At 71.2% G+C, this 22,693-nt stretch carries 22 protein-coding genes; 13 read left to right on the plus strand and 9 right to left on the minus strand.

Going from position 1 to position 22,693, the window contains the following annotated elements; all coding sequences use genetic code 11:
* Positions 1-58: 58 nt before the first annotated feature.
* The gene (locus tag PFX98_RS22335; RefSeq protein WP_285232681.1) at positions 59-241 is read left to right on the plus strand and encodes a hypothetical protein; all 183 of its coding nucleotides are present in this window, start codon (positions 59-61) and stop codon (positions 239-241) included.
* On the opposite strand, the gene PFX98_RS22340 is transcribed toward PFX98_RS22335, so the two are convergent.
* Positions 226-1,524 carry a mechanosensitive ion channel family protein gene (locus tag PFX98_RS22340; RefSeq protein WP_285232682.1) on the minus strand — a complete coding sequence of 433 codons (1,299 nt, stop codon included), beginning with the start codon at positions 1,522-1,524 and terminating at the stop codon, positions 226-228. The genes PFX98_RS22335 and PFX98_RS22340 overlap by 16 nt on opposite strands.
* A 16-nt stretch (positions 1,525-1,540) precedes the next feature.
* Positions 1,541-2,476 carry a histone deacetylase family protein gene (locus PFX98_RS22345; protein WP_285232683.1) on the minus strand — a complete coding sequence of 312 codons (936 nt, stop codon included), beginning with the start codon at positions 2,474-2,476 and terminating at the stop codon, positions 1,541-1,543.
* Between the two features lie 47 nt (positions 2,477-2,523).
* Between PFX98_RS22345 and PFX98_RS22350 the strand changes: the two genes are divergently transcribed.
* The 4 genes from PFX98_RS22350 to mltB all read left to right on the plus strand — a co-directional run bounded on the left by PFX98_RS22350 (position 2,524) and on the right by mltB (position 7,615).
* A complete protein-coding gene (locus PFX98_RS22350; protein WP_285232684.1) occupies positions 2,524-3,465 on the plus strand; it encodes an AAA family ATPase in 942 nt (313 codons plus the stop codon).
* A gap of 7 nt (positions 3,466-3,472) precedes the next feature.
* Positions 3,473-4,453: a DUF58 domain-containing protein gene (locus PFX98_RS22355; RefSeq protein WP_285232685.1), complete on the plus strand. Its 981-nt coding sequence runs from the start codon at positions 3,473-3,475 to the stop codon at positions 4,451-4,453.
* The gene (locus tag PFX98_RS22360; protein WP_285232686.1) at positions 4,450-6,516 is read left to right on the plus strand and encodes a transglutaminase TgpA family protein; all 2,067 of its coding nucleotides are present in this window, start codon (positions 4,450-4,452) and stop codon (positions 6,514-6,516) included. Before PFX98_RS22355 ends, PFX98_RS22360 begins: the two co-directional genes overlap by 4 nt.
* A 70-nt stretch (positions 6,517-6,586) precedes the next feature.
* Positions 6,587-7,615: a lytic murein transglycosylase B gene (gene mltB, locus PFX98_RS22365; RefSeq protein WP_285232687.1), complete on the plus strand. Its 1,029-nt coding sequence runs from the start codon at positions 6,587-6,589 to the stop codon at positions 7,613-7,615.
* On the opposite strand, the gene PFX98_RS22370 is transcribed toward mltB, so the two are convergent.
* Positions 7,603-10,104, minus strand: a complete 2,502-nt coding sequence (locus PFX98_RS22370; RefSeq protein ID WP_285232688.1) for a DNA internalization-related competence protein ComEC/Rec2 — start codon at positions 10,102-10,104, stop codon at positions 7,603-7,605. The two genes, mltB and PFX98_RS22370, sit on opposite strands and share 13 nt — an antisense overlap.
* 98 nt (positions 10,105-10,202) lie before the next feature.
* Between PFX98_RS22370 and PFX98_RS22375 the strand changes: the two genes are divergently transcribed.
* From PFX98_RS22375 to ubiM, 3 genes are read left to right on the plus strand one after another with little or no spacing between them, the layout of a single operon-like run.
* Entirely contained in the window at positions 10,203-10,697 is a 495-nt protein-coding gene (locus PFX98_RS22375) for a RidA family protein (RefSeq protein ID WP_285232689.1), read from the plus strand.
* Positions 10,697-11,188: a disulfide bond formation protein B gene (locus tag PFX98_RS22380; RefSeq protein WP_285232690.1), complete on the plus strand. Its 492-nt coding sequence runs from the start codon at positions 10,697-10,699 to the stop codon at positions 11,186-11,188. Before PFX98_RS22375 ends, PFX98_RS22380 begins: the two co-directional genes overlap by 1 nt.
* Before the next feature lie 44 nt (positions 11,189-11,232).
* Positions 11,233-12,486 (plus strand): 5-demethoxyubiquinol-8 5-hydroxylase UbiM, encoded by a 1,254-nt coding sequence (gene ubiM, locus PFX98_RS22385; RefSeq protein ID WP_285232691.1) that lies wholly within the window; start codon positions 11,233-11,235, stop codon positions 12,484-12,486.
* Here the strand turns inward: ubiM and PFX98_RS22390 are convergent.
* The 4 genes from PFX98_RS22390 to PFX98_RS22405 all read right to left on the minus strand — a co-directional run bounded on the left by PFX98_RS22390 (position 12,473) and on the right by PFX98_RS22405 (position 16,520).
* Positions 12,473-14,287 carry a gamma-glutamyltransferase family protein gene (locus PFX98_RS22390; protein ID WP_285232692.1) on the minus strand — a complete coding sequence of 605 codons (1,815 nt, stop codon included), beginning with the start codon at positions 14,285-14,287 and terminating at the stop codon, positions 12,473-12,475. The genes ubiM and PFX98_RS22390 overlap by 14 nt on opposite strands.
* Before the next feature lie 50 nt (positions 14,288-14,337).
* Entirely contained in the window at positions 14,338-15,042 is a 705-nt protein-coding gene (locus tag PFX98_RS22395; RefSeq protein WP_285232693.1) for a helix-turn-helix transcriptional regulator, read from the minus strand.
* A 130-nt stretch (positions 15,043-15,172) separates the two neighbouring features.
* Complete coding sequence (locus tag PFX98_RS22400; protein ID WP_285232694.1) at positions 15,173-15,811, minus strand: CoA transferase subunit B; 639 nt, start codon at positions 15,809-15,811, stop codon at positions 15,173-15,175.
* Between the two features lies 1 nt (position 15,812).
* Complete coding sequence (locus PFX98_RS22405) at positions 15,813-16,520, minus strand: CoA transferase subunit A (RefSeq protein ID WP_285232695.1); 708 nt, start codon at positions 16,518-16,520, stop codon at positions 15,813-15,815.
* Between the two features lie 156 nt (positions 16,521-16,676).
* Here PFX98_RS22405 and PFX98_RS22410 point away from each other — a divergent pair, with 156 nt between their 5' ends.
* The 4 genes from PFX98_RS22410 (at position 16,677) to PFX98_RS22425 (ending at position 20,363) form a co-directional block, all read left to right on the plus strand.
* Entirely contained in the window at positions 16,677-17,939 is a 1,263-nt protein-coding gene (locus PFX98_RS22410) for a hypothetical protein (protein ID WP_285232696.1), read from the plus strand.
* An 8-nt stretch (positions 17,940-17,947) separates the two neighbouring features.
* Positions 17,948-19,057, plus strand: coding sequence for a substrate-binding periplasmic protein (locus PFX98_RS22415; RefSeq protein WP_285232697.1), 1,110 nt, complete (start codon positions 17,948-17,950; stop codon positions 19,055-19,057).
* Between the two features lie 66 nt (positions 19,058-19,123).
* Positions 19,124-19,525, plus strand: coding sequence for a PaaI family thioesterase (locus PFX98_RS22420; protein WP_285232698.1), 402 nt, complete (start codon positions 19,124-19,126; stop codon positions 19,523-19,525).
* A 274-nt stretch (positions 19,526-19,799) separates the two neighbouring features.
* The gene (locus tag PFX98_RS22425; protein ID WP_285232699.1) at positions 19,800-20,363 is read left to right on the plus strand and encodes a PAS and helix-turn-helix domain-containing protein; all 564 of its coding nucleotides are present in this window, start codon (positions 19,800-19,802) and stop codon (positions 20,361-20,363) included.
* Here the strand turns inward: PFX98_RS22425 and PFX98_RS22430 are convergent.
* Positions 20,349-21,242, minus strand: coding sequence for a DMT family transporter (locus PFX98_RS22430; protein ID WP_342399164.1), 894 nt, complete (start codon positions 21,240-21,242; stop codon positions 20,349-20,351). The genes PFX98_RS22425 and PFX98_RS22430 overlap by 15 nt on opposite strands.
* 16 nt (positions 21,243-21,258) lie before the next feature.
* On the minus strand, positions 21,259-22,107 hold the full coding sequence (locus PFX98_RS22435; RefSeq protein ID WP_285232700.1) for an AraC family transcriptional regulator: 849 nt from the start codon (positions 22,105-22,107) through the stop codon (positions 21,259-21,261).
* Positions 22,108-22,293: 186 nt separating this feature from the next.
* Between PFX98_RS22435 and PFX98_RS22440 the strand changes: the two genes are divergently transcribed.
* On the plus strand, positions 22,294-22,665 hold the full coding sequence (locus PFX98_RS22440) for an HU family DNA-binding protein (RefSeq protein ID WP_285232701.1): 372 nt from the start codon (positions 22,294-22,296) through the stop codon (positions 22,663-22,665).
* Positions 22,666-22,693: the final 28 nt, after the last annotated feature.

Here is a 22,693-nt window from a genome sequence, read left to right on the forward strand (position 1 = left end):
GTAAAAGCGGCCAGCGCCCGCAGCCAGGACGAATCGCAAAAGTCGAGGGAGATGAGGGATGTGGATCTCAGCCTACTGGTATGAGAAGCTGCCGGCGCTGTATGCCGGCGCGGGTGCGGCCTGCTGGGCCCTGTTCGGGCTGCAGGGGCCGGGCGCGGTGAGCGGCGCGCTGTTGCTGGGCGCCGCCGGGCTGACCTGGCATTGGCGGCGCAGCTACCGCGCCGCTCAAATCGCGCTCTGAGTCGCGCTCTGAGTGAACGGCGCCTGGACCTGATGCACGACCCGCTGGGGGTAGGGAATCTCCACCCCCAGCGCATTCAGGCAGCGCAGGATGGCCAGGTTCACGTCGGAGCGCACGCCGCCCTGCCCGTTCTCGGGGTCGGCAATCCAGAACATCACCGTCAGCTCCAGGCCGTCGGCGGCAAAGCTGCTCAGCTGCACCGCCGGCCCGGGCTGCTGCAGCACGCGCGGCACCGCCTTCACCGCCTCGGCCAGCTGCGCCATCACCGCCTCGATCTCGCAGCCATAGGCCACCTGCACCACGGTGCTGAGCAGCACCTGCGGGTCGGCCAGCGAGGAGTTCTCCACCCGCTGGGTGATCAGGGTCTCGTTGGGGATGATGGCTTCGCGGCCATTGAGCGCGCGTATCACCGTGTAGCGGGTCTTGATGTCGCTGATGCGGCCCTCGAAGTTGTCCACCTTCACCATGTCGCCGATGCGCAGCGAGCGCTCGGCCAGGATCACGAAGCCCGACACATAGTTGGCGGCCAGCTTCTGCAGGCCGAAGCCGATGCCCACGCCCAAAGCGCCGCCCAGCACGCCCAAGGCGGTGAGGTCAATGCCGGCGGCGGTCAGCGCCACCAGCAGGCCGATGAACATCAACAGCGCGCGCGTCAGGTTGGCGGCGATCTTGCGCATCGACAGGTCGACGCTGGTGTTGCGCAAGAGGCGCTGCTCGATCGCCGAGGAGATCCACAGCGCCAGCACCAGCACGAAGGCCGCGGTGAGGCCGCCCTCGATCATGGCGCGCAGCGAGACCTGGGTGGCGCCGACCTTCCAGCGCACATCGTCCAGCTCCTCCATCACCATCGGCAGCACGCCGATGATCCAGAGGATGGAGCCGCCCCAGGCCAGCCAGGAGACGCTGCGCTCCAGCAGCCGGATCCAGCCCGAATCGGGCAAGGCGGCGCGCAGCACGCGCGCGATCAGGCGTATCACCACCAGCGAGGTCAGCACCGGGATGACGAGCTTGAACACCGCCACCTTCAGGCCCAGCAGCGGGATGGCGCGGCGCGCGCCCAGGGCCAGCAGCAGCGCCAGCACCGGGAACAGCACGCCGTCCACCACATGGCTGCCCAGCAGCACCGAGCGCGCGCGCTGCTGCACGCGCTGCTTGAGGCGCCAGACGATCAGCCAAGCCAGGCCCATGCAGGCCAGCAGCAGGCCCAGTTCGGTCAATGCGGAGGGGCTGAGCAGCGAGGCCAGCAAGGCCTGCAGCTCTTCAAAACTGAAGGTCTGATTCAATTCGTCGACTCGGAGTTCAGACGCCAGCCAGCACCCGCAAATGGACGCCGACGCTGCGCGCCAGGGCCCCGAGATGGTAGCCGCCCTCCAGCACCGAGACGATGCGACCCTTGGCATGGCGCTCGGCCATGTCCTTCACACGCATGGTGATCCACTCGTAATCGGCCTCCACCAGGCCGAGCTGGCCGAGGTCGTCCTCGCGGTGCGCATCGAAGCCGGCCGAGATGAAGATCATTTCGGGCCGGAAGCGCTCCAGTGCCGGCATCCACATGGCCTCGATCATTTCGCGGATCTCGGCGCCACGCGTGTAGGCCGGGATCGGCACGTTGACCATGTTCTCGCCCTGGGGCACGGCGCCCGAATAGGGGTAGAGCGGGTGCTGGAAGATGCTCACCATCAGCACGCGCTCGTCGCCGGCCAGGATGTCCTCGGTGCCGTTGCCATGGTGCACGTCGAAGTCCACCACCGCCACGCGCTTGAGGCCGCGCACGTCCAGCGCATGGCGCGCCGCGATCGCCACATTGTTGAAGAAGCAAAAGCCCATGCTCTGGTCGCGCGTGGCATGGTGGCCGGGCGGGCGCACCGCGCAGAACGCGTTCTCGGCCTGGCGGTCGATCACCAGATCGGTGGCGCGCACCGCGGCGCCGGCGGCGCGCAGGGCCGCGGCCCAGGTATAGGGGTTGGCGATGGTGTCGGGGTCGACGGCGCGCGTCTCGCCGGTGGCGGCCAGGGTCTCCAGCGTGTCGCGGATCTCCGCCACATAGCCGTGCGTGTGCGCGAGCTCCACATCGCTGATGCGCGCCTGTGGTGCATCGTGCCGGGTCAGCGCCACATCCAGGCCGTGGGCGATCAACCAGTCCTCGATCGCATCCAGGCGCTGCGGGCATTCCGGGTGGCCGGCACCCATGTCGTGACGGCGGCAATCGGGGTGGCTGAGATAGGCGGTGGACATGCGGGCAGAAACCTCGTACTTCGCTGTTTTGGGTTAAGGTGCGCCGCATGACGCAACGAGACTCGCAGTCCGCGCTGGCGCACCAACTCCAGGCATTGCAGCACCAGATTAGCACGATCATCAAAGGCAAATCCGCGCAGGTCGCCGACTGCGTGGCTTGTTTGATCGCCGGTGGCCACTTGTTGATCGAGGACATGCCGGGAGTGGGCAAGACCACGCTGGCGCATACGCTGGCGCGCTCGATGGGCCTGCAGTTCTCGCGCGTGCAGTTCACCGCCGACCTGATGCCCTCCGACCTGCTGGGCGTGAGCATCTACGAAAAAGACGGCGGCAAGTTCCGCTTCCACCCCGGTCCGGTATTCGCACAGGTCTTGCTGGCCGACGAGATCAACCGCGCCGGCCCGAAGACGCAGAGCGCGCTGCTGGAGGCGATGGAGGAGTTCCAGGTCAGCGCCGACGGCACCACCCATGCCCTGCCCCAGCCCTTCTTCGTGATCGCCACGCAGAACCCCAGCGAGCAGCTGGGCACCTACCCGCTGCCCGAATCGCAGCTGGACCGCTTCCTGATGTGCATCAGCCTGGGCTATCCCGACCAGGCCTCGGAGCGCGAACTGCTGCAGGGGCAGGACAGCCGCGCCGCGATCCGCGCGCTCGAGCCGGTGATGACGCCGGCCCAGGTGCTGGCGGCACAGCAGGCGGTGCTGCAGGTGCATGCCGCCGACGCGCTGCTGGACTATCTGCAGGCCCTGCTCGCCGCCACCCGCTCGGGCCATTGGTTCACCGAGGGTCTGAGCCCGCGCGCCGGCCTGGCGGTGCTGCGCGCCGCGCGCGCCAAGGCCTTGCTGAGCGGGCGCGACTATGTCTCGCCCGAGGATGTGCAGGCCATCCTGCCGCAGACCATCGCGCACCGCCTCACGCCGCGCGCGAGCAGCGGGCGCGGCGCGCGCGAGCAGGTGCGCGCCATGATCGAAGCGGTGCCCATCCCCTGACGGCGCCATGCTGAGCAAGCCGCGCCAGCGCTTCCAGGCCTGGTGGTCGCTGCGCCACCCGCCCAGCGACACGCACCTGATGGTCCAGCGCAATATCTACATCCTGCCCAGCCGCCCGGGCCTGTTCTTCTGCGCCACCCTGCTGGTGCTGTTGCTGGCCTCCATCAACGAGCAGCTCAGCCTGGGCTATCTGCTGACCTTTCTGCTCACCGGCGCGGGCTTTGTCTCCATGCATGTGACGCACGCGAATCTGCGCGGCCTAAGCCTTGACCTGCGCGCCCCCGCGCCGGTGTTCGCCGGTGAGGAGGCCGGCCTGCAGATCCGCCTGCACAACCCGGCCGCGGCGCGCTACGGCATCGGCTTGCGCGCCGCCGAGCAGCGCGCCGAGCAGCGCGCCTGGACCGACGTGCCGGCCCAGGGCCACAGCCAGCTGCAGTTGCGCCTGGCCATGCCGCGGCGCGGCCTGCACGCGCTGCCCACGCTGCGCATCGAGACGCGCTTCCCCTTCGGCCTGTTCGGCGCCTGGAGCGTGTGGCGGCCGGCCTGCCAGGTCTGGGTCTATCCGGCGCCCGAGCAGCCCTGCCCGCCGCTGCCGGCCGGCAGCGGCGCGGCGGATCCGCAGCGGGCCGTGCAGCTCGCCCCCCTGCCCGGGCAGGATCTGGACGAGGTGCGCGGCTACCGCCGCGGCGATTCGCCGCGCCAGATCCTCTGGAAGAAGGCCGCCCAGGCCGGCGATGGCGATGCCCAGCTCTGGGTGCGCGACACGCGCAGCCCGCGCGGCCACGAGCTCTGGCTGGAGCTGGGCCAGACCCAGGGCCTGGCCTGGGAGGCGCGGCTGTCGCGCCTGTGCGCCTGGGTGCTGCGCGCCGATGCGCAAGCCCTGCCCTATGGCCTGCGCCTGGGCGGCCAGAGCCTCGGGCCCGATGCCGGACCGGCGCACCGGCAGGCCTGCCTGGAATTGCTGGCGCGCGCCCAGGAGCGCGCATGAAGCCGCTGCCGCGCGAGGCGCGCGACACCTTGTTCCTGCTGGCGGTGATCGCCGCAGCGGTGGCGCCGCACGCGGAACATCTGCCGCTGTGGTGCAGCGCCATCACCGCCCTGGTGCTGCTGTGGCGCGGCGTGCTGGCCTGGCGCAGCGCGGCGCTGCCGGGGCGCTGGACCCTGCTGGCGGCGCTGCTGCTGGTGCTGGGCCTGACCCTGCTGACGCACCACCGGCTGGTGGGCCGCGAGCCCGGGCTGACCATGCTGGTGATGCTGATGGCGCTCAAGACCATGGAGCTGCGCGCGCGCCGCGATGCCTTCGTGGTGTTCTTCCTCGGCTTCTTCCTGGTGCTGACGCAGTTCCTCTACTCGCAGTCCCTGCTCACCGCGCTGTGGACCCTGGCCACCGTCTGGGGCCTGCTGGCCGCGCTGATCCTGGCGCAGATGCCGGTGGGCCAGCCGCACCTGCGCCTGGCGGCGCGCCACGCCGCGCGCAACACCTTGTGGGGGCTGCCGGTGATGGTGGCGCTGTATCTGCTGTTCCCGCGCATCGGGCCGCTGTGGGGCGTGCCCAGCGACGCGACCGGCCGCACTGGCCTGTCCAACCAGATGGAGTTCGGCGGCGTGGCCGAGCTGGCCAACGACGACAGCATCGCGCTGCGGCTGCGCTTCGAGCCCGGCGTGGTGCTGCCGCCGCCCTGGGCGCTGTACTTCCGCGGCCCGGTGCTGACGCTGTTCGACGGCAGGACCTGGCGCGCGCGCGCGGCTGGCGATGCCTTCAGCCAGTTCAGCCGCCGCAGCGCCAGCCCGCCCGAGGTGGCCGGCCCGCGCCTGCGCTACGAGCTCACGCTGGAGCCGCTGCGGCTGCCGGTGGTGCCGCTGCTGGAGATGAGCCCCGAAGCACCGGGCAGCGAGCTGCAGGCGGGCGAGCTGAGCCTGCGGCGCGGCCTGGACCTGCAATGGCAGGCGCCGCGCCCCATCACCGAGCGCCTGCGCCTGCAGGCCAGCGCCTACCTGGACTACCGCATCGGCCCGCTGCAAGCGGACCTGGGCCTGCAGCCCTATCTGGAATTGCCGCCCAGCCGCAATCCGCGCACCCTTGGCTGGGCCAGCGAGCTGCGCCGCCAGCCACGCTTTGCCGACCTGGACGCGAGCCGCCTGCCCGTCGCCCTGGCGGACGCGGTGCTGGCCCATGTGCGCAGCGAGGAGTTCATCTACACGCTCGCGCCGGGCCGCTACGGCGAGACCAGCCCGCACCTGGTGGACGAGTTCTGGTTCGATCGGCGCCTGGGCTTTTGCGAACATTTCGCCTCCGCCTTCGTGGTGGTGATGCGTGCCATGGGCGTGCCGGCGCGGGTGGTGACCGGCTTCCAGGGCGCCGATGCCGAGCTGCAGGATGGCTATCTGGTGGTGCGCAACAGCCAGGCCCATGCCTGGGCCGAATACTGGGTGCCCGGCCGCGGCTGGTTGCGCGCCGATCCGACCGCCGCCGTGGCGCCCGAGCGCATACGCGGTGGCCAGCCGCTGCGCCCGCCGCCGGGGCCGCTGGCCGGCGCGCTTGGGCAGGTCAACCCCGCCCTCTGGCTGCAGATGCGGCGCGCCTGGGAGACCATCAACAACCGCTGGCAGCAGGCCGTGCTGGGCTATTCGCGCAGCGACCAGTTCGATCTGCTCAAGCGCCTGGGTTGGAGCGCGCCCGACTGGAGCGCGCTGGGCCAGCTCAGCGCCGGCCTGATCGCGCTGATCGCCGCGGCCGGCGGGCTGTGGGCAAGCTGGCAGGCGCGCCCGCACGATGCCTGGTCGCGCCAGCGCCAATGGCTGATGGCCCGGCTCGCGCGGCTGGGCATCGCCGCCCAGGCCCACCAGGGCCTGCGCCAATGGGCCGAACTGCTGATGGCCCGGCATGGCAGCGCGGCCGCGCCGCTGGCCGAGCTGCTGCTGGAGCTGGAGCGCAGCCGCTATGCCGCGGCGCCGGCGCCCGCGCTTGGCCTGCTGGCGCGCTGGCGATGGCAGCGAGAATTCACCCGCGCGGCAGCTCCGTTGCGCAGCCGCCATCTGACCCGAAAGTAGCCTCGCCTTGCGTCCTCGTCTCGCACAATTTCTTTCCCTGGCGCTCGTCGCCTGCCTGCTCGCCCCATCGGTGCAAGCCAAGCCGCCGCGCCAGCACGCTGCCCCCGCCAAGGCCAAGCATGCCAAGGCCGCCGCGCCGCATGCCTATGGCGAGCGCGCCGACGTGATGCGCTTTGCCGACCAGCACGCCCAGGAGCTCGGCTACGAGCCCGCCGCGCTGCGCCACCTGCTGGCGCAGGCGCAACGCCACCCCAGGGTGCAGCAACTCATCATGCCGCCGCCGGTGGGCACGGCCAAGGACTGGGCGGCCTACCGTGCCCGCTTCGTCGAGCCCCGTCGGCTGGCCGCCGGCCTGGCCTTCTGGCAGCAGCATGAGGCGGCCCTGGCGCGCGCCGAGGAGCGCTATGGCGTGCCGGCCGAGATCGTGGCCGGCATCATCGGCGTGGAGACCTTCTACGGCCAGATCATGGGCGGATTCCGCGTCATCGACGCGCTCGCCACCCTGAGCTTCGACTTCCCGCCCGGCCGCAAGGACCGCAGCGAATTCTTCCGCGAGGAGCTCCGGCAGTTCCTGCTGCTGTGCCAGCGCGAGGGCCTGGACCCGCTGGCCGTGAAGGGCTCCTATGCCGGCGCGCTGGGCTACGGCCAGTTCATGCCCGGCAGCTGGAACCGCCATGCGGTGGACTTCGATGCCAGCGGCCGCATCGACCTGATCGCCAGCCCCGAGGACGCGATCGGCTCGGTGGCCAATTTCCTCGCCAATCACGGCTGGCAACGCGGCCTGCCCACGCATTTCGAGATCGCGCTACCGGTCGACACCGCGGCGCGCGCCACGCTGCTGGCGCCCGACATCAAGCCCAGCTTCACGGCCGCGCAACTGGCCGAACAGGGTGCGCGCCTGGCCGAGGCCGGCCAGGCCCATGCCGGCCTGCTGGCGGTGATCGAACTGCAGAACGGCGACGCCGCACCCAGCTATGTCGCCGGCAGCGAGAATTTCTTCACACTGACGCGCTATAACTGGTCCAGCTACTACGCCATGGCGGTGATCGAACTGGGCCGCACGCTGGCGGCATGGCGGGCGGCGGGTCAGAAGCCGTAAGCCGGCCCGCCCGGCTCGGGCTCCGGCCCCATCGCTTCGTCCGCGGCCGGCCCATCGTCGCGCCAATGCCAATAGCGCCGCTCGCGTTCGCGTTGGCACCACCAGGCGCCGTCGCTGCTGCGCCAGCCCCAGGCGCCGCAGCTTGGGCTGGCGAGCAGCTGGCTGCCCTGGGCCTGGTAGCGCGCCAGGCTTTGCAGCGCCGGGTGGCCGAAGCGGTTGCGGTAGCCGGCCTGCACCAGTGCCAGGCGCGGTGCCACCGCGGCGATGAAGGCCTCGGTGGATGAGGTCTTGCTGCCGTGGTGGGGCACCAGCAGCACCTCGCTGGCCAGCACTGCGCCACCGCGCGCCAGCAGCAGGGCCTCCTGCTCGGCCTCGATATCGCCGGTCAGCAGGGCGGCGCGGCCGCCCCTGCTGATGATGCGCAGCACGCAGGAACGCGCATTGCTCTTGGCGGGCTGCTGCGCATAGTCGGCGGCGGCGGGATGCAGAAGCTCGAAGTCCACGCCGTCCCAGCGCCAGCGCTGGCCGCGCTCGCAGCGCTGCGCCGGCGGGCCACCCTGCAGCAGCGGATGCGCGGGCTCCAGCGAGCTGAGCAGGCCCTGAATCGGCAGGGCCGCCAGCAGCGAGCCGGCGCCGCCCACATGGTCCTTGTCGCGATGGCTCAGCAGCAACAGGTCCAGCCGGCCCTGCCCCATCGCGCGCAGCAGCGGCAGCAGCACGCGCTGGCCGGCATCGATGCCCGGGGCGACCTGCGGGCCGGCGTCGTAGAGCAGCGCATGGCCGGCTGTGCGCACCAGCACCGCATTGCCCTGGCCGATATCGGCCGCCAGCAGTTCGAACTCGCCCTCCCCGGGGCGCGTCGGCGCGGGCCACAGCAGCGGCAGGGCCAGCAGCAGGCCCAGGCCGCGCGCGCGCCAGGGCAGCGGCAGCACCAGCAGCGCGCCGCCCAGCAGGCCCAGCAGCTGCGCCCATGCCGGCGCAACCGGCACGCGCCACACCGCCAGGGGCCAACTGGCCAGCCATTCCAGATAGCCCAGCAGACCCTGCACGATCCAGGCATCCAGCTGCCACAGCCAGGGCGAAGCGGCGCCCAGCAGGGCCAGCGGCGTGATCACGAAGCTCACCAGGGGAATGGCGAGCAGATTGGCCAGCAAGCCCACCAGCGAGAGCTGCTGGAAGAACAGCAGGGTCAGCGGCGCCAGGCCCAGGGTGGCGACCCACTGGCCATGCAGAGCCTGCCGCAGGGTTTGGTGCAGGGCCTTGGCAAGACCTGACCCCGCGGCATGGGCGCTGTCGGAAGCACTGCCCATCAGCAGGCCCACCGCGGCGAAGGAGAGCCAGAAGCCCGGCTGGGCGATCGCCCAGGGATCGAGCAGGGTGACGACGCAGGCCGAGGCCAGCAGGCACATCGGCCAGGGCCAGCGCCAGCCGGTCAGGCGCAGCAGGGCCAGCACCAGCAGCATCCAGACGGTGCGTTGCGAGGGCACGGCCCAGCCGGAAAATTCCGCATAGGCCCAGGCCGCCAGCACGCCCAGCGCCTCAGCCGCCAGTGGCGCCGGCAGGCGCAGGCACAACCAGGCGCTGCGCCGCCACAGGCGCGCCGCCAGGCCGGCGGCCAACCAGGCAAACATGGTGACATGCAGGCCCGAGATGCTCATCAGGTGCGCGACCGAGGTGTCGCGGAACAGGTCCCACTCATGCCGGGCGATGGCGGCCTGATCGCCCAGGCTCAGCGCCGCCAGCACACCGGCACTGGCGGCGCTGGCGGCATCGGCACTGCCCAGCTGCGCCTGGATGGCGCTGCGCAGGGCCTGGCGCCAGCGCAGCAGCGCCCACCAGGGTGCGGCGGCGAGGCGCTGCGCGGCCGCGCCGGGCCGCACCACCCCGGTGGCGCGCAGGCCGCGCTCGAACATCCAGAGCTCATGGTCGAAGGCCCAGGGGTTGGCCAGGCCATGCACGCGGCGCAAGCGCAGCGGCAGCTGCCAGCGTTCGCCCGCCTGCAGGGCCGGCGCGGGGCCGTCGGCCTCGCCGTACCAGCTCAGCAGCAGGCGTGGTGGCAGGGGCGGTGGCGATGTCAGCGGGTCGCCTGCCGCAGGCTCCGGCTCGAACTCGAAGCGCCAACCGGCCGCGCCGCCATGGCCCTGCACCGCCTGGGGCAGCGAGGCGATGCGGCCGCGCAGCAGCAAGTCCTGACCCTCCCAGGCGCTGGGCAGCTCGAGCGCGCGGCGCTGCTCGGCGCGCCAGGCGCCCTGCGCAAAGGCCAGCAGCGCCAGCGCCAGCGCGGCCAGCCCCGCGCGATAAGCCAGGCGCCGGTGCGGCAGCAGGCGTGCCAGGCCGAGGGCCAGCCCGGCCAGCAGCAGCAGGCCCGCCAGCTCGGCCGGCGCCGGCAGGCGCGCGCATTGCTGCAGCAGCGCCAGGCCGCCCAGCCAGGCCAACATCAGCAGCACGCCATGCCAGGCACGCGGCGCCGGTCTCGTCGTCGCCAGCATGATGCTTCACCACTCCCTGTCGCTCCGGGCGCCGGAATTGGCCGCCGGTGTAGGATGCGCGCCAAAGTTCTAACCCCTTTTTGAGTCTGCGAACAGCCATGAGCGCCACCCCCGCCAGCAACAATGTGTATGACCGCCTGAACGCCCTGGGCATCACGCCGCCGCCGCTGGCCGTGCCGGCCGCCGCCTATGTGCCCTTTGTGCGCAGCGGCAAGCTGCTCTTCGTCTCGGGCCATATCGCCAAGCAGGACGGCAAGCCCTGGGTGGGCCAGCTGGGCAAGGATGTGGACACCGCCACCGGCAAGCTGGCCGCCCGCGCCATCGCCATCGACCTGATCGGCACCCTGCACGCCGCTGTGGGCGATCTGAACAAGATCAGCCGCATCGTCAAGGTCATGAGCCTGGTGAACAGCACGCCCGATTTCACCGAGCAGCACCTGGTCACCAACGGCTGCTCCGAGCTGCTGGGCGAGGTCTTCGGCGAGGCCGGCAAGCATGCGCGCAGCGCCTTCGGCGTGGCGCAGATCCCACTGGGTGCCTGCGTCGAGATCGAGCTGATCGCCGAGATCCACGACAGCGCCGAAGCCGCCTGATGTTCCTCACGCCCTCGAAACTGCCGGCCCGCACGCTCGGCCTGATCGCGCTGGCCAGCCTGGGCTCGGTGGCCTTTGCCCTGATCGCCCAGCATGCCTTCAATGTGAAGCCCTGCCCCTGGTGCGTGATGCAGCGCGGCATCTTCCTGCTGCTGGCCGCCTGCGCCGGCCTGGGCTGGCTGGGCAAGCGCCAGCCGGCGCTGCGCAAGGCCAGTCTGCTGGTCTGCGGCCTGCTGGCCCTGGCCGGGCTCACGGCCGCCATCTACCAGCATGAGGTGGTGGCCAAGCTGGCCTCCTGCGACATGACCCTGGCCGATCGCATCCTCACCGCGCTGGATCTGGAGACCCTGCTGCCCTCGGTCTTCATGGTGACGGCCTCCTGCTCCGAGGCCTCGGCCTACACGGTGCTGGGCGCGCCCTACGAGGTCTGGGCCGGCCTGCTGTTCGCCGGCACGGCCATCGCCAGCCTGCTGGCCCTGCGCAAAACCTGAGCCGGATCAAGGCGCGGCGGGCCGCCCGGCCTTAGCCTCGCCGGATGCAAGCAGAGCAACAGCCCCAAGTCCTCATCATCGGCGCCGGCCCGGCCGGCCTCTCCATGGCCGCCGCGCTGGCGGATGCCGGCTTCGCCAGCACCGTGCTGGAACAGGCGCCGCTGGCGCAGATCGCCGATCCGGCCGAGGACGGCCGCGAGATCGCGCTCACCCACCGCGGCATGGCGGTGCTGCAGCAGCTCGGCGCCTGGCAAGACCTGCCCCCGGAGCAGATCTCGCCGCTCAGGCGGGCGCATGTGTTCGACGGTAGCGAGCCGCGCTTCCTGGGTTTCGAGCCCGGCGAGCCCGATGCTGCGGGCCAGCTGGGCGCCCTGGTGCCCAACCACTGGCTGCGCCGCATCGCCTACCAGGGCGCGCTGCGCCGCGCGGGACTGATCCAGCTGCGCTGCGAGGCGCGCATGCGCAGCCTGAGCCTGCAGGCCGACGCGGCCAGCGTCACGCTGGAGAGCGGCGAAACGCTGCGGGCCCCGCTCTTGATCGCCGCCGACAGCCGCTTCTCCAACGCCCGCCGCCTGGCCGGCATCGGCGCCGAGATGCGCGACTTCGGCCGCGGCGTGATCGTCTGCCGCATGGCGCATGAGGAAAAAGACCACGAGGCCACCGCGCTGGAATGCTTCCACTACGGCCACACCATGGCCTGGCTACCGCTCAATGGCCGCCAGAGCTCGCTGGTGCTGACGATGGACAGCCAGCCGCTGCAGGAGATGCTCGCCTGGGACGAGGCGCGTTTCACCGCCTGGGTGCAGGAACAAAGCCTGGGCCAGCTGGGCAAGCTGCAGCTGATCGGCCCGCGTCACCATTACCCGCTGGTGGCCACCTACGCGCACCGCTTCGCCGCGCAGCGCTTTGCCCTCATCGGCGATGCCGCGGTGGGCATGCACCCGGTCACCGCGCATGGCTACAACTTCGGGCTTTACGGCGTGCAGACCCTGGCCGGGCTGCTGAAGGGTGCGGCCGACCCTGGCGACGCCGCCCTGCTGCAACGCTACGCGGCCGAACACCGCCGCGCCACCTGGCCGATCTACCAGGGCACCAATGCGGTGGTGAAGCTGTTCACCGACGAGCGCCCCGGCGCACGCCTGCTGCGGCGCGGCGTGCTGGCGCTGGCCGGGCGGCTGCCGCCGCTGAAGGCCGCCATCAGCGCGCAGCTGACCGGCAAGCCCTGGCGGCCCCCCTTGCCCAAGCTCCCCAGCCTGCCCGACCTGCCGTTCTTCAAGCGGCCGCTCAATCGCCCTTGACGATGCCCTCGCGGCGCGGGTCGGCGCCGCCGAACCAGCCGCCGCCGCGGCGCTCGATCGCCTGCAGGCCGCTGGGGAAATCGAGCTCGATCACCTGGTGACCCAACGCGCGCAGGCCCTGCACCGTGGCCGGCGGCAGCAGGCCGCGCTCCAGCACCGAGGGGCCGTTGAAGTTGCCCACATTGGGCAGGTTGATGGCGCTCTGCACGTCCATGCCCCAGTCCTGCGTGGCCAGCAGGGTCTTGGCCACGAAATGGATGATGGCCTGCCCGCCCGGTGAGCCCAGGCTCATCAGCAGGCGACCGTCGCGCGGGTCGAACACCAGGGTCGGGCTCATGCTGGAGCGCGGGCGCTTGCCGGGCTCGACGCGGTTGGCCACCGGCCGGCCCTGGGCATCGCGCGGCAGCATGGAGAAATCGGTGAGCTGGTTGTTGAGCACGAAGCCCCCCACCAGGCCGGTGCCGCCATCGCTCATGATCTGCGCCCCGAAGGCCGCCTCCACCGTGGTGGTGAGCGCCACCGCGTGGCCCTCGCCATCGATCACGCTGATATGGCTGGTGCCATGCTCGACCTGCGCGGCCTGCGGCGCATGGGCGCTGCGCGCCTGGCGCGGCGTGCCGGCCTGGGCCTCGCCCATGCTGCGCGGGCCGATCAAGGCGGCGCGCTGGTGCAGGTAGTCGGGGTCCAGCAGGCTCGCCCAGTCGCCCGCCGGCGCGTCGACGAAATCGGGATCGGCGATGTACTGGGCGCGGTCGGCAAAGGCCAGGCGCGAGGCCTCCAGATAGCGGTGCAGCCAGGCCGCGCGCGGCTTGCCGTCCTGCAGATCGCGGGCGGCGTCGCCGGGCGGCAGCATGGCCAGGATCTGCATCACCGTCAGGTGTCCGGAAGACGGCGGCGGAAAGCCGCAGACGCGCCAGCCCGGGCCGGCACCCGCAGGCGCGTCGCGGCGCCAGTCGGTGCACAGCGGCTGGCGCTCGCGCGGCCGGTAGGCGGCCAGGTCGGCCTCGCTGAGCAGGCCGGGGTTGCCGGCATGGCCGCGCACCCGGCGCACCATGTCGCGGGCCACGCTGCCGCGGTAGAAGGCCTGCTCGCTGCCCTCGGCGGCGATGCGCCGCAGCACCTCGGCGAGCGCCGGGTTGCGCAGGCGCTGGCCCTGGGGCCAGGGCTTGCCATCGGCGTCGAAGAAATAGCGTGCCGCCACCGCGTCGCGGCGCAAACCGCTGGCGCCGCCGAGCAGCAGGTGCATGCGCGCGCCGACCTCGAAGCCCTGCTCGCTGAGCGCGATGGCGGGCTCGAACAGGCGCGCCCAAGGCAAGCGCCCATGGCGGCGATGCGCGGCCTCCAGCATCGCCAGCACGCCGGGCGTGCCGACCGCGCGGCCGCCCACCACCGCCTCGCCCATGCTCATGGGGCGGCCGTCGGGCTTGATGAAGAGCCGCTCATCCACCGCGGCAGGCGCGGTCTCACGCCCGTCCCAGGCGCTCAGGTTCCGCCCATCCCAATGCATCAGGAAGGCGCCGCCGCCGATGCCGCTGGACTGCGGCTCCACCAGGGCCAGCACCAGCTGGGTGGCGATGGCGGCGTCAAGCGCGTTGCCGCCGGCCTTGAGGATCCGGTAGCCGGCCTCCACCGCCTGCGGATTGGCCGCGGCCACCGCGAAATGCCGGGTCGCCCAACCGGGCTTGGCGGTCCAGCCGCTCGCCGCCTCGGGTTGGGCCGGTGCGAGCGGGGGCGGGCTGGCACAGGCCAGCAGCAAGGCCGGGCCCAGCGCCAGGGCCAGCCATTTCACGAACAAGCGCATGAGGGCGTAGGAGTGGATGCCGAGGCCGCCATCCTAGCCGCAGCGGGAGCTCAGCCCTGGGTCGGGCCGCGCAGCACGCCCAGCATGGGCGGCAGCATGGCCACCATGCCCACCAGGTCGCGGATGCTTTCGGCCTGGGTCTTGGCGCGCAGGCTGGCGATCTGGGTGCGGATGGTGGAGACGGCCACCTGGTGCTTGGCGGCGATGTCCTGCGGCTGCAGCCCCTCGCACAGCGCCTGCAGCACCTGCTGCTCGGCGCTGGTGAGGCGATGCTCGCGCGCAAAGGCATGGATGGAGAGCTCGCCGCAGAGCTGCTGCTTGCCCAGCAGCACCAGGGCGCCGGGCCGGTTGTCGCCCAGCGCCATCGGGATCACCGACAGCATCAGCCGTGCCGCGCCACTGCCCAGCGTGATGAGCCGCCTGAGGCCCTGCAGGGCGGCGGCCTGCAGGGCCGCCTTCAGACGCAGCTGGTCGGCATCCAGGCTGGCGCTCAGGCAGTCGTTGTGCAGGCACAGCCCGGCATGGTGGGCCAGGCGGCTGCGCGCCATGTGGTTGGCGTAATGCAGCTGGCCGCTCTCGGTGACCAGCAGCAGCCCCAGATCGATTTCGTCCAGGGCGCGCGAGAACAGGCCGCTCGGCAGGCTCAGCCCGGTCGCGCGGCGGCGCCGTTCGGGCCCGCGATAGTCCGCCAGACCCAGCCCCGCCCAGCTCAGGCGCGGCTCGTCAACGCCCTGGGATTGCAGCAACGCTTGCATCTTGTGCCCCCTGTTCCACCGGCCCGGCGCCATCCACCTTGTGGATGAGCCGAGCGCGATTTTGTGTCAGGACGGGCCGCGCAAGCCAGCATATAGGCGCTGCAGACTAGGGATGGCACAAACGCCGGGATCAGCGCAAAGGCACGCCGGTCTTGGCCTGCACCTCCTCACGCGTGACGCCGTCGGCCAGCTCGACGAGCTTGAGCCCCTCGGGGGTCACGTCCATCACGGCGAGGTCGGTGATGATGCGGTTGACCACGCCCACGCCAGTGAGCGGCAGGGTGCAGCTGGGCAAGATCTTCAGGTCGGTGCTGCCGTCCTTCTTGCGCGCCACATGCTCCATCAGCACGATCACGCGCTTCACGCCGGCCACCAGGTCCATCGCGCCGCCCATGCCCTTGACCATCTTGCCGGGGATCATCCAGTTGGCCAGATCGCCCTGCTCGCTCACCTGCATGGCGCCGAGGATGGAGAGGTTGATCTTGCCGCCGCGGATCATCGCGAAGCTGTCGTGGCTGCCGAAGATGCTGGAGCCGGCGATGGTGGTGACGGTCTGCTTGCCGGCGTTGATGAGGTCGGCGTCGACCTCGTCCTCGGTCGGGAACGGGCCGATGCCCAGCATGCCGTTCTCGCTCTGCAGCCAGACTTCCTTGTCAGCCGGCACGAAGTTGGCCACCAGGGTGGGGATGCCGATGCCCAGGTTCACATAGAAGCCGTCTTCGAGCTCCTGTGCGGCGCGCGCCGCCATTTGGTCTTGCGTCCAGGCCATCTCAGGCTCCCTTCTTTTCGCTCAGAGTGCGCTTCTCGATGCGCTTCTCGGGGTTCGGGTTGTGCACGATGCGGTGCACATAGATGCCGGGCAGGTGCACCGCGTCGGGGTCGATGCTGCCGGTCTCGACCACATGCTCCACTTCCACCACGGTGATCTTGCCGGCCATCGCGGCGGCCGGGTTGAAGTTGCGCGCGGTGCGGCGGAACACCAGGTTGCCGCTCTTGTCGGCGGTATGCGCCTTCACCAGCGCCACCTCGGGGTTGAGCGCATGCTCCATCACATAGGTATGGCCATCGAACTCGCGCAGCTCCTTGCCCTCGGCGACGATGGTGCCCACGCCGGTGCGGGTGTAGAAGGCCGGGATGCCGGCGCCGCCGGCGCGCAGCTTCTCGGCCAGCGTGCCCTGGGGCGTGAACTCCAGCTCCAGCTCGCCCGCCAGGTACTGGCGCTCGAACTCCTTGTTCTCGCCCACATAGCTGGAGATCATCTTCTTGATCTGGCGCGTCTCGAGCAGCTGGCCGAGGCCGAAACCGTCCACGCCGGCATTGTTGGAGATCACCGTCAGCTGCTTCACCCCGGTATCACGCAGTGCGGCGATGAGGGCCTCGGGAATGCCGCAGAGGCCGAAGCCGCCGACCGCCAGCAGTTGGCCGTCCTTGACGATGCCATCCAGCGCGGCGGCCGCACTGGGATAAAGCTTGTTCATTGCTGTCTCCAATCAAGCTGTGTTCGCAACGCCGCCGAGCGTACTACGTATGGCTTTACGTAGTCGTTACGCGAATTCACCTAATCCACCTGCGGTTTGCCAGCAGATCGCGCCCCCGGGTCGGCCTTACCATCGCGCCATGCCGCAGGAATTCCAATGACGCGCCGCCTCGCCATGGCCGCCGCGCTGCTGTGCCTGGGTGGGCCGCCGGCCGCCGCCGCAGCCGGCCTGCCCGACTGGCTGGCACTGGATGGTTTTGGCACCCTGGGTGCCTACCGCGCCGACGACCCGGTGGCCAGCGTGCGCGCCGACTCCCGCGCGCCCGCAGCCTCGCTGCGGCAATGGCGCCTGGACGGCGACAGCCTCGCCGGCCTGCAGCTGACGCTGAAAACGCCCGGCGAGACCCGCGCGGTGCTGCAGCTGATCGCCAAGGACGAGGTGCCGGACCGCCTGCGCCCGCGCGTCGAATGGCTGTACGCCGCCTGGGACGCCGGCCCGCAGCTGCAGCTCAAGCTCGGGCGCACCTCGCTGCCGGTGTTCCTGAACTCCGACACCCGCTACCTCGGCTATGCCCAGACCGCGGTGCGGCCGGCCAACACCGTCTACCAGCTCAATCCCATCACCCATGTGGACGGCGCGAACGCGCTCTGGAACCAGCATGGGTCGCAGGGCGACTTGAGCCTGGAGGCGGCGCTGGGACGCTCCAAGGTCGAGGTCGCGACCGGTTCCATCGACGCCGACCGCGTCGCCACCCTGGTCGGCAAATGGACGCGGCGCAACTGGACGCTGCGGCTGGCCCATGCCCAGTACCGCATCGACGCGCGGCTGCCGGTGTTCGAGCAGCTGTTTGCGCAGCTGCGCTCGGGCAGCACCGGCTGCAGCAACTGCGCCGCGGTGCTGGACGCGCGCGGCCGCGCGCAGGGCCTGCAGGTGCGCACCGAGACCATCGCCATGGTCTACGACAACGGCCGCTTCGCCCTGCAGGGCGAAGCCATGCGGCGCGCCTCGGATGGTCTGCTAATCCCCGATGTGCGCGCCTGGTATCTGCAGGCCAGCCTGCGCCTGGGCGCCTTCACGCCCTATGCGGTGATCGGCCAGCAGCGTTTCACCGAGGCACCGCTGGGCCTGCTCACCGATGCGCAGGCCGGGCCCGCGGCGGCCGCGGCGAATGCGGCCCTCGACCGCTATCTGCAGGCACCCAACGACCGCCACATCTGGCAGCTGGGCCTGCGCTGGGATCTGCGCGAGAACCTGGCGCTGAAACTCCAGCTCGAGAGCCTGCGCCACACGCGCGAGACCGGGCTGGGCCTCAACACCGTGGTGAGCTACCCCTTCGCACCGCCGCTGGGCGGCTATACCGGCCCGCGCTGGGACGGGCAGGTGCGGGTGCTGACGCTCAACCTCGACCTCGTGTTCTGAACCTGGCCATGCTGCTGCGCCTCTTGCTCTGTCTATACCTGCTGCTGCCGGGCCGGCCGGCCCTCGCCGCCGAGCCCAGGCCGCTGCGCATGGCGGTGATCCCGGCCTGGGGCGCGCCCTATGCGATCTTCAAGGACGGCGCGCTGGTGGGCGGCATCGACTTCGATCTGGCCCAGGCGATCGGCGAGGCGCTGCGCCTGCCGGTCCAGCATGTGCTGCTGCCGCGCCCGCGCGTGGACGCCGCTGTGGCCGCCGGCGAGATCGACCTGCGCTGCCATCTGAGCCCCGAGTTCACGCGTATGCCCGAGCAATACCTGTGGAGCAGCCCGCTGCTGGAGCTGGAGAACGTGCTGGTGGGCCACCAGACCGCCGAGGCCCTGGCCAGCCTCGAGCAGCTGCCGCGCGGCCAGGCGCTGGGCACGGTGCTGGGCTTCGTCTATCCCGGCGTCGACGAGCGCGTGGCCGACGGCCGCCTGCGGCGCGACGACACCATCGCCATCGAACGCTCGCTGCAAAAGCTCAGCCTCAACCGCGTGCCCTACGCGATCGCCGAGCAGCGCGAGGTGAGCTGGTACCAGCGCGCCAACCCCGGGCACAACATCGCCTACTGGCGGCTGCCGCTGTTCAAGGCCGAATTCCGTTGCGCCGTGCCCAAGAGCGGGCGCGGCGAGGCTGGGGGCAACGGCGGCGAACTCATGCTCGCCGCCATCGAGCGGCTGCGCAGCAGCGGGCAGATCGAGCGCATCCTGGCCCGCTACCTGGTGAGCCAGCCGGTGGTGGTGAGCTCGGCGCGGAGCCCGCTGGCCCGGCTCAGCAGGCAGGAGGTGAGCGAGCTCTACCTCGGGCAGGCGCGTGCCCTGCCCGACGGCAGCGCGCCACAGCTGCTGGCCAGCGGCGGTGCGCTGCGCGACGAGTTCTACGCCAGGGTGCTGGAGCGCGATGCGGCCCAGGTCAAGGCCGCCTGGTCGCGCCTGGTGTTCAGCGGCAAGGGCCATGCGCCGCGCGAGTTCGCCGATCCGGCGCAGCTGCGCGCCGCGCTGCTGGCCAACCCGGGTGCGATCGCCTATCTGGACGCCAGCCAGGTCGATGCCAGCATGAAAGTGCTGTACGCGCCCTGATGGACACCAGCGCGGCATGCCGCGCGGCTATGCTGGCGCCTTCGCTTCCACCCAGGCCCGCCACCCATGCAGATCGAGCAGCTCCAGCAGGAAATTCCGCGCATCTTTGCGCCCTGGATCGCCCAGATGGGCCTGGAGGTGCTGAGCGCCGAGCCCGGCCGCGTGCGGTTGCGCCTGCCGGTCAAACCCGAGTTCGTGCATGTGGGCGGCGTGATGTGCGGGCAGGCCGCGATGGCCGCGGCCGACACCGCCATGGTGCTGGCCATGATGGCCACGCTGGGCGAGTTCCGGCCCATGACCACGGTGCAGCTGCAGACCAGCTTTCTGCGCCCCGTCAGCGGCACGCATTGCCTGATCGAGGCCCAGGTGCTGCGCAGCGGCAAGAGCCTGGCCTTCGGGCAGATCGACATCCTGGGCGCCGACGGCAAGCTCGCCGCCCAGGCCACCACCACCTACGCCCTGCTCTGAGAGGCTGTGAAGCAATGGCTTACGCCCGCGTGAGGCCCCCAAAGGGGTCCAATCTAGGCGCCGACGCGCAGTCGTGCTGTACGCCCGACAAGCGTTGGCAACAACGAGTGGGCGCCTTTGGGGGCCTCACCCTGTGGGCCGGGGGGTCCCAGGGCGCAGGCGGGCGTTGCAGCCCTGGCCCGGACGCGAGTCCGGGCGGCGGCCTGCGCCTACTCCCGCGCCCTGGGATCCCCCGGCGCGGGCGCAAGCCATTACTTCACAGCCTCTAAGCACCATGGGCCTGGACTACCGCACCGCCTTCGACCTTGCACCGATCGGCCTGGTGCTGTCGGAGAACCGCCAGATCCTCGACTGCAACCGCCATGTGCTGGCGATGTTCGGCGCCGAGCGCGAGCAGTTCATCGGCCACAGCTTCGAGCTGCTCTACCCCAGCCCGGCCGAGTTCGAGCGCACCGGCGAGCGCATCGTCGCCAGCCTCGATCGCCAGGGCTATTACGCCGACGACCGCATCATGAAGCGGCTGGCCGGGCCGCGGCGCGGCGAGCTGTTCTGGTGCCATGTCTCGGGCCGCGCGCTCGACCCGCGCAACCCTCATGCCCAGGGCATCTGGAGCTTCGAGGACCTCTCCGCGCACCGCCAGCTGAAGGCCGTGCGCGCCGAGCTGACGGCGCGCGAGCGCGAGATCGCCGCGCTGCTGATCGAGGGCCTGACCAGCAAGCTGATCGGCAAGAGGCTGGCCATCAGCCCGCGCACCGTCGACGTCTACCGCGCGCGGCTGATGAAGAAGTACGGCGCCGCCACCACGCCGGATCTGGTGCACAAGCTATTGGTGGGTTGAGGCGCGGCGCTGCGCCCAGGCCAGCAGGGCCATCGCGGCCAGCACCAACGCCAGGCCCAGCAGCTGCTGGCCCGTGATGGGCTCGCCCAGCACCAGGGCCGAGAGCAGCAGGGCCGATGCCGGCATCAGCGCCGTCAGCAGCGCGGCCTGGGCAGCCGAGATGCGCGCCGCACCGGCATACCAGAGCACAAAGCCCAGCACCGTGGGCACCAGGGCGTAATAGGCAATGCCGGCCAGCGCCGCCGGGCTCATCCAGCGCCCGCCGGCCTGCGCCAGTTCCAGCGCGGCCATCGGCAGGGCCAGCAGCAGGCCGCCGCCCACCATCAGGGTGGCGAGCTGCAGCGGGTGCAGGGCCCGGCGCAGCTTCTTGTTGAGCAGGATGAACAAGGCCTCGCAGAGCACCGCACCCAGCAGCAAGACCTGGCCCCAGCCCAGGCCGATGCCCGCCTGCCGGAGGTTCAGCGCCAGCACGCCCAGGCTGGCCAGCGCGATCGCCGCCAGCGTCGCGGGCGCAGGCCGCTCGCCCAGCACCAGCACCGCGAACAGCGCCGCCACCGCCGGCAGCGTGCCGGTCAGCACGCCGGCATCGGCCGCACTCACCCAGGCCAGGCCCTTGATCAGCAACACCGTGTAGCCGACGCTGCCAGCGCCGGCCTGCAGCCACAGCAAGACCTGGTCGTGCCGGTCGGGGCGCGGCAGCGCCAGGCCGCGCCAACGCAGCAGGCCCAGCAACAGCGGCAGCGCGAGCGCAAAACGCAGCGCGGTGGCCGCGAACGGCGGCGCCCCCGCCGCGATCAGCTTGCTGACCACCACCGTGCTGCCCACCAGCAGCATCGCCAGCCCGGCATAGGCCTGGCCCTTGCGTTCATCCACCATCATCGCGCCCTCCAAAGGCTCAGATGCTGGCGGACGGATGGCGCGCGGTCTTGAACGAAATTGCAGCGCGGTAGGCGCCGGGCGTGAAACCCAGGCAGCGCACAAAGGCCCGGTGCATATGGCTCTGGTCGGCAAAGCCGGCCGCGCCCGCCGCCTCGGCCAGGCCCGTGCCGCGCGCGATCAGGCGGCGCGCCAGCGCCAGCCGGTGCTGCAGCAGATAGGCGTGCGGCGGCAGGCCATAGGCGCGCGCGAAACTGCGCAGCAGCTGGTAGCGGCCGAGGCCGCTGGCCTGCGCCAGCTCGTCCAGCCCCGGTGCGCGCTGCGGATCGGCCAGCAGGCGCTCGCGCGCACGCGCCATTTCAAGCGGGGCCGCGGCGCGCGAGTGCTGCGCCAGGGCGCCGCAGGCCGGCAGCAGCTGGGCCAGGCTCTCCAGCAACAAGGTCTCCAGCAGCAGGGCCGAGGGCGCAGCGCCCTGCTCCATCGCCATGAAGAGGCGCTGCAGCGCGCGGCGCAGGCCCGCATGGGCCAGCACCGGCGGCGTCAGCGGCACCTCGCCCAGCTGCGGCCGCAGCGCCGCGCCGCAGGCCTCGAACAGCGCCGGCTCCAGGTAGAGCATGCGCCATTGCCGGCCCTGCGCATCGAGCGCCCGGCCGTCGTGCACCTCGCCCGGATTCACCGTGATGAGCTCGCCCGCCCGCGCCTCGACCGGCCCGCGCCCACTCGCCGAGCGCTGGCCGCCGCGCTCGATCAGGCCGATGCCATGCTGGTCGTGACTGTGGCGCGGATAGCTGCGCGCGCCGCTCATCTGCAGCACCAGGCAACCCGGCAGGGGTGAAGGCAGCACGCGCCGCAGCTCTTGGAAGGCCATCGCGCCAGCATGCCAGCCGCCGGGCGTGCTGCCATTTGTCAGGGCGCCGCAAGACTTGACCCCGGGCAGCGGCCCACAGCGGCCTGTTCATCGATGTTTTCCCTGGTGCACGCTCAGAGCGCCCTGTTTATCGGCCACAATACGCACCGCCCGGAGCAATCGGGCTCAACCCAAAGTCATACTCGAATGAACAAGACCGAACTGATCGAACACCTGGCCTCCAAGCACGAGCTGACCAAGGCCGAAGCTGGCCGCATCCTCGAGACCCTGCTGGACGCTGTGGTCACCACGGTGAAGAAGGGCGGCGCCGTTTCCATCCCCGGCTTCGGCTCCTTCAAGCAACACGCACGTGCCGCGCGCACCGGCGTGAACCCCAGCACCGGCGACAAGATCAAGATCGCTGCTGCCAAGCTGCCCAAGTTCACCCCGGGCGCCGGCTTCAAGGCCGCCGTGGACCCCAAGGCCGCCGCTCGCAAGGCTGCCAAGGCCGAAGCCAAGCCTGCCAAGGCAGCAGCCAAGCCCGCTGCCAAGCCTGCCAAAAAGGCCGCCAAGAAGTAATCGCAATGCAGGCCGCCAGGCCTGCCGC

The organism is Paucibacter sediminis (assembly GCF_030254645.1).
In the GTDB taxonomy this organism is placed as follows: Bacteria; Pseudomonadota; Gammaproteobacteria; order Burkholderiales; family Burkholderiaceae_C; genus Paucibacter_B; species Paucibacter_B sediminis.